General features: G+C 75.2%; 1 protein-coding gene. It reads left to right on the top strand.

The genetic code is table 11. The features are described from left to right. Positions 1-125 precede the first annotated feature (125 nt). Positions 126-2,120 (top strand): non-ribosomal peptide synthetase (locus tag L2I40_RS22305; protein ID WP_237217509.1); only part of this gene is annotated, 1,995 nt, incomplete at its 3' end.

Raw genomic sequence — 2,120 nt, 5'->3', positions numbered from 1 at the left:
CACCCCGGCGCGGCGACGCCCCGCCGCACCGGGCCCGCAAGCCGCGGCGCTGACCGCGCAGGCATGGACGTCCGCCCCGTTCGTCCCGATATGCATCGGGTTCGAAGGCGATGCGGGAGACGCCCATGAACATGCAGCGGCGGCCCGACACGGGCGAGACGCTGTGGACGCCGGCCTCGCTGCTCGGCGCCCTGGCCGCGCGCGGCGACCTGCCGGCGCTCTTCACCATGGAGGGCGACAGCGCCCGTCCCTGGGCGGGCGGCGCGCTGGCCGAGGACGGGTTCCGCTTCGCCGCCGGGCTGCGCAACGCCGGGCTCTCCGCTGAAGAGCCGATCGGCCTCTACGCGCCGAACTCGCCGCGCTGGGTCGCGGCGCGGCTCGGCCTGGGCGCGGCAGGCGCGCTGGCCGTCGCCGTGGACGACCTCGCGCCGGAAGCGGAGGCGGTCGCCATACTGCGCAACGCCGGCTGCACGCGCGTGCTGGCGAGCCGCGCCCATGCCGAGGCGCTGCGCACGCAGGGCCTCGCCACGGGGTTCACCCTCGTGCTGCTCGAGGACGACGCCGGCGCCGAAGGCTGGCGCGCGCTGATGGCAGAGAGCGCCGGCGCGCCGCCGCCGGAGCCGGCACCCGATGCGCCGGCGATGCTGGTCTACACCTCCGGCACCACGGGCGCGCCGAAGGGCTTCGCGCTGACGCATGCGAACCTCAACGCCAACCTGCACGGCATCCTCGCCCAGGGGCTGATCGGCGAGGCGGACCGCATGCTGGTCCCGCTGCCGCTGCACCATGTCTATCCCTTCCTCGTCGGGCTCATGTCGCCGATCGCGGCGGGCAGTGCGGTCGCCTTCCCCGAGACGGTGACCGGCCCCGGCCTCGTCGCCGCGCTGAAGGGCACGCGCGCGACGGTGATGGTCGGCGTGCCGCGGCTCTACACCGCGCTCGTCGCCGGTCTCGAAGGCCGCGTCGCCGCGCGTGGTGCGGCCGCGCGCACGGCCTTCGCGGCGATGCTGCGGCTGTCGCGCGCGGCGCGGCGGCGCGATGTGTTCCTAGGCCGCCGCCTCTTCGCCAGCCTGCACGCGCAGCTCGCGCCCGAGCTGAAGCTCATGGTGTCGGGCGGTGCGCGGCTTGAGGAGGAGGCGAGTTGGAAGCTGGAGGCGCTGGGCTGGCGCCTGCTCAACGGCTACGGCCTGGCGGAGACAGCATCCCTCTTCACCGGCAACGTGCCGACCCGCCAGCGCATCGGCAGCGAAGGCCAACCCGTCGCCGCGGGCAGCGCGATCCGCATCGTCGCCCCCGACACCACGAGGCCCCTGCCGCCCGGCGCGGAGGGCGAGATCCAGCTGCGCGGCCGCAACGTCTTCGCCGGCTACCGCGACAACCCCGACGCCAATGCCGCCGCCTTCACGCCGGATGGCTGGTTCCGCAGCGGCGACCTTGGCCATCTCGACGCCGACGGCTTCGTCTTCGTCACCGGCCGGCTGAAGGAGATGATCGTCCTCGGCGGCGGCAAGAACGTCTTCCCCGAGCCGCTGGAGCGCCACTACACCCGCGGGCCGGTGAAGGAGATCGCGGTGCTCGAGCGCGCCGGCGCGCTGGTCGCCGTGGTGCTGCCCGACACCACCGCGATCCGCGCGCCGAATGCCAGGACGGTGGAAGACGCGCTGCGCGTCGCGCTGGCCGAGGCCGCGAATGAGGTGCCGTCCTTCCAGCGCCTCGCGGGCTTCGTCGTGGCGCGCGAGCCGCTGCCGCGCACGCGCCTCGGCAAGATCCAGCGCTTCCGGCTGCCCACGCTCTACGAGGAGTTGCGCAGCGGCGCCGCGCCGCGCGAAGCCGCCGCACATTCGCCGGAGGACCTCGCCCTGCTCGCGGCACCCGGCGCGAAGGAGGCCTGGGCGATCCTGCGCGCCCGCGATCCGTCGGCGCCCGAGCCGTCGCTGGACGCGCATCCCGGCCTCGACCTCGGCATGGACAGCCTGGCCTGGGTCGGCGTGGCGCTGGAGCTGGAAAGCCGGCTCGGCGTGCGGCTGTCGGAGGAGGAGATCGCCGGCTTCGCGACGCTGCGCGACCTGCTGCGCCATGTCGCCCAGGCTGGCGCCGCGCCCGCCGCAGCGCCAGCCGTC

Origin of the sequence: Falsiroseomonas oryziterrae, assembly GCF_021864505.1 — a bacterium.
In the GTDB taxonomy this organism is placed as follows: Bacteria; Pseudomonadota; Alphaproteobacteria; order Acetobacterales; family Acetobacteraceae; genus Falsiroseomonas; species Falsiroseomonas oryziterrae.
This window is presented reverse-complemented; position numbering and strand designations above follow the sequence as displayed.